The 6,604-nt window shown below is 64.5% G+C and carries 5 protein-coding genes and 1 pseudogene; 5 read left to right on the top strand and 1 reads right to left on the bottom strand.

Annotated elements, in window-relative coordinates:
* Nucleotides 1-315: pseudogene (locus ACIOTL_RS17760) on the top strand (HNH endonuclease); the annotation flags it as partial.
* A gap of 122 nt (nucleotides 316-437) precedes the next feature.
* Here the strand turns inward: ACIOTL_RS17760 and ACIOTL_RS17755 are convergent.
* Complete coding sequence (locus ACIOTL_RS17755; protein ID WP_400344150.1) at nucleotides 438-3,269, bottom strand: FAD-binding and (Fe-S)-binding domain-containing protein; 2,832 nt, start codon at nucleotides 3,267-3,269, stop codon at nucleotides 438-440.
* A gap of 130 nt (nucleotides 3,270-3,399) precedes the next feature.
* Between ACIOTL_RS17755 and ACIOTL_RS17750 the strand changes: the two genes are divergently transcribed.
* The 4 genes from ACIOTL_RS17750 (at nucleotide 3,400) to ACIOTL_RS17735 (ending at nucleotide 6,602) form a co-directional block, all read left to right on the top strand.
* Nucleotides 3,400-4,068, top strand: coding sequence for a GntR family transcriptional regulator (locus ACIOTL_RS17750; protein ID WP_400344147.1), 669 nt, complete (start codon nucleotides 3,400-3,402; stop codon nucleotides 4,066-4,068).
* 4 nt (nucleotides 4,069-4,072) lie between these two features.
* Nucleotides 4,073-4,525: a hypothetical protein gene (locus ACIOTL_RS17745; RefSeq protein ID WP_105658975.1), complete on the top strand. Its 453-nt coding sequence runs from the start codon at nucleotides 4,073-4,075 to the stop codon at nucleotides 4,523-4,525.
* Nucleotides 4,526-4,644: 119 nt separating this feature from the next.
* Nucleotides 4,645-6,030, top strand: coding sequence for an MBL fold metallo-hydrolase (locus ACIOTL_RS17740; protein ID WP_105658976.1), 1,386 nt, complete (start codon nucleotides 4,645-4,647; stop codon nucleotides 6,028-6,030).
* A gap of 32 nt (nucleotides 6,031-6,062) precedes the next feature.
* Nucleotides 6,063-6,602 (top strand): rhodanese-like domain-containing protein, encoded by a 540-nt coding sequence (locus ACIOTL_RS17735; RefSeq protein WP_105658977.1) that lies wholly within the window; start codon nucleotides 6,063-6,065, stop codon nucleotides 6,600-6,602.
* The last annotated feature ends 2 nt before the right edge of the window (nucleotides 6,603-6,604 follow it).

Here is a 6,604-nt window from a genome sequence, read left to right as displayed (position 1 = left end):
GGCATCGTGGAGGAAATAGACCACGTCAAGCAATACGCCCGCGGCGGCAAGAGCACCGTCTTCAACGGCGATGGCCGATGCGCTACTTGCAACAAGGCCAAGGAAGCCGCCGGCTGGTACGAATACACGACCTACGGCAACGGCCACACCATCATGATCTGTCCCGGCTCGGCGATGTCCTACAAGTCCACCGCCCCACCAGCCACGGGCTACGCGCACAAGCCGTTCCCGCAATTGAGACGCGACTCGAAATGGATACAGCAGCTCAAGGAACGGCTGAAGCCCAAGGACGGCCCCGAAGACCTCGCAGCCTGACTCCCGGCAATCAACCATTGCGCGTACCCATGGCTTAATGCCGCTCGACGCCACCGGCTTTGCGCAGCATCCTGCGACAAAGCCGCCTGGAAACTACTTTCCAAGCGGCTTTGCTCCGACCTCTACTTGCTGGCGGCGTCTGCCAGCAGTTCAACGATGTGGCGGTATTCTTTGCCCGTCGCACGGGTCATGCCCAGTTCACAGGTGCGGTTGCACGAAGCGTGTTCCTGCGCATCCAGTTCACGAACCTCGGCAGCTTCGCGAGCGGTAGCCGACTCGGTCAGCTCCGGATGCAGCATGCCGCGGTCACCGGCAAAACCACAGCAGCCCCAGTTCACCGGGGTGTTCACGGTATCTGCCACAGCCTCTGCGATCTTCTGCATGTCCGGGTTCAGGCCCATCTGCGTGGACGAGCAGGTTGGGTGCAAGGTGACCGAGGAGATCTTCTCGAGCGCTGGCAGCTTTTCCAGCAGGTGCTGCGAAGTGAACGCCAGCAGGTCAACCACTTCGTAGCCATGCTCGGCCAGGGTATGCGCAAAGCCTTCGGTGCAGCTGGAGGCATCGGAGATGATCGGCAGGGCCTTGCCCGGCATGGCCGCACGGACTTCTTCCAGCACGCGCTGGCCCATGACCTCATGGCCCTGTTCGTAGCCCTTGGAAGTCCACGGGGTACCGCAGCAGGTGGATTCAATGCCCTCGGGGACGTAAACCGAGACGCCAGCAGCGTGCAGCAGCTTGGTGAACGCCGGGGCAACTCCTTCCCCGTCTCCTGCAGGGCCGAACATCGAATTCACGCAGGCTGGCAGGTAGATGGCCAGCGGCTCGGTGCCAGCTGCACCCAAGTTGCCGGCCATGGGCTTGCGCGCCTTGCCGCCGCCGGGAAGGTCGGCGTCATAACGTGGCATGGTGTCGGTACTGACTACCTTGCGCGCAGCATCGGTGGCACCGCGGACCAGCGAAGCAGGGAATTTATCGGCGATGCTCAGGGCCAGCGAACCAGCACGCGTGGCAGGTCCCCATGCCTTGGCCGCGGCCTTGAAGCCGGCTTCCAGGACCGGGTGCGCGTCTTCGCGGCGCAGGCGCTTGACCAGCAGGCCCGTGTTGATGCCCACCGGGCAGGCGGTGACGCACATGCCGTCCACGGCACAGGTCTGCACGCCGTTGTATTCGTAGTCGCGCTCCAGTTCGGCCGCCAGCTCGGCGTTGCCCTCGGCTTCGGCCTTGGCGATGGCCCGGCGCACGACGATGCGCTGGCGCGGGGTCAGGGTCAGGTCCTTGGACGGGCAGGCCGGCTCGCAATAGCCGCATTCCACGCAGTGGTCGGCCTCGATCTCGATGGTCTCGTTGAGCTTGATGTTGCGGATGTGCGCGGCGTGGTCTTCGTCGATGATCACCCCGGGGTTCATCATCAGGCGCGGGTCGCAGGCGGCTTTCAGCTCCAGGTGCACCTCGTAGAGCTCATCGCCGTACTGCGCGCGCACGAACGGCGCCATGGCGCGGCCGGTGCCGTGCTCCGCCTTGAGGTTGCCGTCCTTGTCCAGAATCAGCTGGACCATCTTGTCGTTGAAGGAGTTGTAGCGGTTCAACGCCGCATCGCCTTCGAAACGGTCGGTGAGCATGAAGTGGATGTTGCCGTCCTTGGCGTGGCCGAAGATCACCGAATCCGCGTAGCCGTACTCGGTGAACAGCTCCTGCAGGCTGTCGCAGGTTTCGGCCAAGGACTCTACCGGGACCACGACGTCCTCGAGCAGCGCGGTGGTGCCTGTGGCGCGGGCACCGGCCACCGAAGCATACAGGCCCTTGCGGAACTTCCACGCGGCCTGGCGGTTCTTCGCATCTGGGGACAGCACCGCTGAGGCGCGCAATGCCGATGCGTCGAGCAGCGACTGGCCAGCGGAGCGCAGCCCGGCCAGTTCCTCTTCGGTGTCCGCATGGTATTCGACCAGCAAGGCGGCCTGCTGGTCGACGTCGAAGCCCATGATGGCATCCGGCACGCCGGGCAGCGACTGGCCCACGCGCAGCGAGGTGGAATCCATCAGCTCCAGGGTGGCAGCACCGGAATCCACGAGTTCAGGCAGCGCCCGGGTGGCCAGATCCAGGTTATCGAAGACGGCCAAGGTGGCGATGGCCAGCTTGCGGATCGGCACGGTGCGGAAGACGGCCTCGGCGACGAAAGCCAGGGTGCCCTCGGAGCCGATGATCAGGTGGGCCATCAGCTCTGCCGGGGTGTCGTAGTCCAGGAAGGCATTGATGCCATAGCCCATGGTGTTCTTCAGCGCGAAGTGCTTCTCAATCTTGGCGACCGAGGCCGGGTTGCTGCGCACGCGCTGGCCCAGCTTGTCCAGCGTGGCGACCAGTTGCGGTTCAGCGGCGGCCAGCTTGCGGTCGGCCTGCGGATCCGCGGTGTCGATCATGGTGCCCGAGGGGAGCACGAAAGTCATGGATTCCAGGGTGCGGTAGGTGTTGAATTCGGTGCCGCAGGCCATGCCCGAGGAGTTGTTCGCGATCACGCCTCCGATGGTGCAGGCCGCCTCGCTGGCCGGATCCGGCCCCAGCTTGCTGCCATAGACGGCCAGGCGCGCGTTGACCTGGCGGACGGTGGCACCGGGCTGCACACGCACGCGCGCTCCGTTATCGAGCACGGTGATGCCGCGGAAGTTGCGGCGCACATCAATCATCAGTCCGTCGCCGCTGGCTTGCCCGGCCAGCGAGGTGCCGCCCGAGCGCAGGGTGACCGGCTGGTTGCCGCGCGCGGCCGCAGCCAGCAGCGCGGAGACTTCCGCGGTGTCCTTGGCCAGCACGACAGCTTGCGGCGTGTACAGGTAGTGCGAGGCATCCGAGGCGTAGGCAACGCGGTCGATGGATCGGGTCTTGACGCGATCCTGGTCGCCGACCAGATCGAGGATGCCGGATGAAACCGTCGTTTCTCCGAGTGCTGGCGTGCTCAATGCCATGGTGCGCTCCTGTGCAGTTGGCAAGCGGCGCTTGCCGAATACGAAAATTGTCTTACAAGTACACAAGCCATAGTAGTACTATTCATGGGATACTTGTTAGGTAAATTTTCCGCGGCTCGAAAGGACCCTGATGGCGGCCCGTTTAGGTGTGGTTTCCGTGGTTCAGGCCGTCATCGCGTCACTGCGTGCCCGGATTTTCAGCGGGGAACTGTCCCCCGGCACCCCGCTGGGCGAAGTGGACGTCGCCGCGCACTATGAAGTGGCCCGGCCAACCGCCAAGGCCGCGCTGGAGAACCTCGTTGCCAGCGGCCTGCTGACGCGCAACGCGCATCAGAGCGCGAAAGTCACGCTGCTCTCATCCGCCGACGCCCGCGACATCTACCGCACCCGCGCCATCATCGAAGCAGAGGCCGTGCGGCTGCTGGCCAGCACCGGACAGGTCCCGGAAGCTGCACGCGAGGCCAATGCCGAAATCACCGCACTGCGCGATGCTTCCCCGATCCAGATCGTCGATCCGGATGTCCGCTTCCACTCCGCACTGGTCCAGGCCCTGGATTCGACCCGTACCAGCGCAATCTACGGCCAGCTCAGCGATGAGATCCGCCTGTGCATGACCCACGTCCAGGATGCAACGCTGCTGAACACCGCGGACATCGCCAGCGAACATGAACGCCTGCTCGAATGCATCGCCGCCGGCGATGCCCAGGGCGCGGCAGAGGTTTTGGCCCAGCACCTCTCCCGCGCCAGCACCCGATTGGCCGAGCACCTCGACAGCCTTTCCCAAGGTAGGCGAAGATAGGAGCATGGGCATTTTCGCAAGCAGGAAAAGCATTGAGCAGGACTTCGCGCGCATGACACAGCGCCTGGATGCGGTAGCCGCCTTCCAGGCCGAGGGGCTCAGCGCGAAAGCGCGCGTCCTGGCCACGGGCCTGCGCAAGATTGTTCCCGAAGCCGGGTTCGAGCTGGCTGCCAAGGATGCCACCGCATGGATCCACGCGCACGAGGCCCTGCGCCTGCTGGAAGGCACCATCTCGATCCTCGAGGGTTGGAACGGTTCACCCGACGAGGTCTTCATCTCCAGGGCGGCGAGCGCATCGCCCGATTCCCCGGCTGGCGAGGCGATGTCCGATGTTCCAGCCGATCACCTGGGTATTCTGCGCCCCGCAGACGACGGCACCCTGCAGCTATTGGCAACCTTGGACCCCGCGGAGCAGCTGCGGCTAACCGGCTGGCTGCGCACTTTCACCCGGGCATAAAAACACCTTTCCCACCTAGCGGCATTGCGGGCCTCCGCACATACCCCCACCCGTATTTTTGACATACCCCCGGGGGTATAGTTTAGTCTGGTTCCAATCCACCTTGAAAGGAACCAACCATGCTGCTTGAACGCCTCTACGACGAAGATCTCGCGCAGGCCAGCTACTTCATCGGCTGCCAGGCCAAAGGCGAAGCTCTCGTGGTCGACGCGCGCCGCGACATCGCCGACTACCTTGCCCTGGCTGCCAAGCACGGCATGCGCATCACGGCCGTCGCTGAAACCCACATCCACGCCGACTACCTTTCCGGAACCCGCGAACTAGCCGCCGCCACCGGCGCCACCAGCTACGTTTCGGGCGAGGGCGGCAAAGATTGGCAGTACGGATTCGAGGCAGAACGTTTGATGGATGGCGATATCATCACGCTGGGCAACCTGCGCATCGCCGCCCGCCACACCCCGGGCCACACCCCGGAGCACCTGGCTTACGCCATCACCGACGGAGCCTTCAGCCAAGACCCTGGCTACCTGCTCTCCGGCGACTTCATCTTCGCCGGCGACCTAGGCCGTCCGGATTTGCTGGACGAGGCCGCCGGCGGTGTCGATACCCGCTTCGAAGGCGCCCGCGATCTCTTTGCTTCGCTGAAGAAAACCCTGGCAGAATTGCCCGATTACATCCAGGTGCATCCAGGCCACGGCTCGGGCAGCGCCTGCGGCAAAGCGCTGGGCGCGGTCCCTTCCACCACGTTGGGCTACGAACGCGAGTTCGCCTGGTGGAGCACCTACCTGGCCAACGACGACCAGGACGGCTTCATCGCCGAACTGCTCAACGGCCAGCCTGACGCCCACGCCTACTTCGGCCGCATGAAGCGGCAGAACCGCCTGGGCCCAGCCATCCTGGGCCAGCTCGACCCCCTAGCTGAAATACCCGTCCAGCAGCTCCTCCAGCAGCTGGAGGCGGGGGTCTCGGTGTTCGTCGATACCCGTGGGCACACCCAGATCGCCGCAGGCACCGTTCCCGGCGCGCTGTCCATCCCGGGTACGGCGAAGACCGCCAGCTTCGGCGCCTGGGCCTACGATCCGGAAAAGGACCAACGCGCCCTGATCGTGCTGGCCGAGACCGGCGAACACGCCGCGACGATCCGCGCCCACCTAATGCGCGTGGGCATCGACGCGGTCAAGGGTTTCACCACCAGCTTGGAAGGCCTGCCAACGGTGAAGCCGAAGTCGATCACCCCGGCACAGCTGGACGATTTCGAGTACGAGATGCTGCTGGATGTCCGCAACAAGACCGAGTTCGCCGCCGGGCATATCCCGGGCGCCAAGCAGCTGTCCGGCGGACGGGTGTTGTGGAATCTCGATCAGCTGCCCGCCGGCGGCACCATCGTCACCTACTGCCAAAGCGGCATGCGCAATGCCGTGGCCGCCAGCGCACTGCGCGATGCCGGCTACAACGTCGTCGAGCTTGAGGGCAGCTACCTCGGCTGGTCCTCCTTCGCCAACTAGCCACCCCCGCCACGAAAGCTGAACTGCATTCAATGACTACCCCTTTGACCACCATGGACGCCGAAGCACTTAAATGCCTGGTGGAAGCCCCCGACACGGACCTCGCCTTGATTGACGTGCGCACCGCGGGCGAATTCGAAACCCTCCACATTCCCGGCTCGTACAACGTGCCGCTCGAAGAATTCACCGCCAACGCCACCGAGGTGCTCGCCAAGATTCCAGGCAAGCCGGTGCTGATCTGCCACAGCGGCAACCGTGCTTCCAAGGCGCAGCGTGCCCTGCAGGAGCAACAGATCGAGCACAGCACGGTACTGCTTGGCGGCGTCACCGCCTACGAAAATGCCGGCGGCACCATGGTGCGCGGCGTGCAGCGTTGGGCGCTGGACCGCCAGATGCGCATGACCGCAGGTTCCGTGGTGCTCGCCGGGTTGCTCGGAGCGAAGTTCATCTCCCCGAAGTTCGCCTATCTTTCGGCGGCCATCGGTGGCGGACTGGTGTTCTCAGCCCTGCGGGATTCTTGCCCGATGATCAGCTTCTTGGGCAAGATGCCCTGGAACAAAGTAAAGAAGTAGGC

Origin of the sequence: Glutamicibacter sp. NPDC087673, from assembly GCF_044743255.1 — a bacterium.
GTDB lineage: Bacteria > Actinomycetota > Actinomycetes > Actinomycetales > Micrococcaceae > Glutamicibacter.
This window is presented reverse-complemented; position numbering and strand designations above follow the sequence as displayed.

Bases quoted from the DNA above. Each gene is read 5' to 3' on its own strand.
- ACIOTL_RS17755 (WP_400344150.1), bottom strand. From the start codon at position 3,269: ATGGCATTGAGCACGCCAGCACTCGGAGAAACGACGGTTTCATCCGGC.
- ACIOTL_RS17745 (WP_105658975.1), top strand. From the start codon at position 4,073: ATGGGCATTTTCGCAAGCAGGAAAAGCATTGAGCAGGACTTCGCGCGC.
- ACIOTL_RS17740 (WP_105658976.1), top strand. From the start codon at position 4,645: ATGCTGCTTGAACGCCTCTACGACGAAGATCTCGCGCAGGCCAGCTAC.
- ACIOTL_RS17735 (WP_105658977.1), top strand. From the start codon at position 6,063: ATGACTACCCCTTTGACCACCATGGACGCCGAAGCACTTAAATGCCTG.
- ACIOTL_RS17750 (WP_400344147.1), top strand. From the start codon at position 3,400: ATGGCGGCCCGTTTAGGTGTGGTTTCCGTGGTTCAGGCCGTCATCGCG.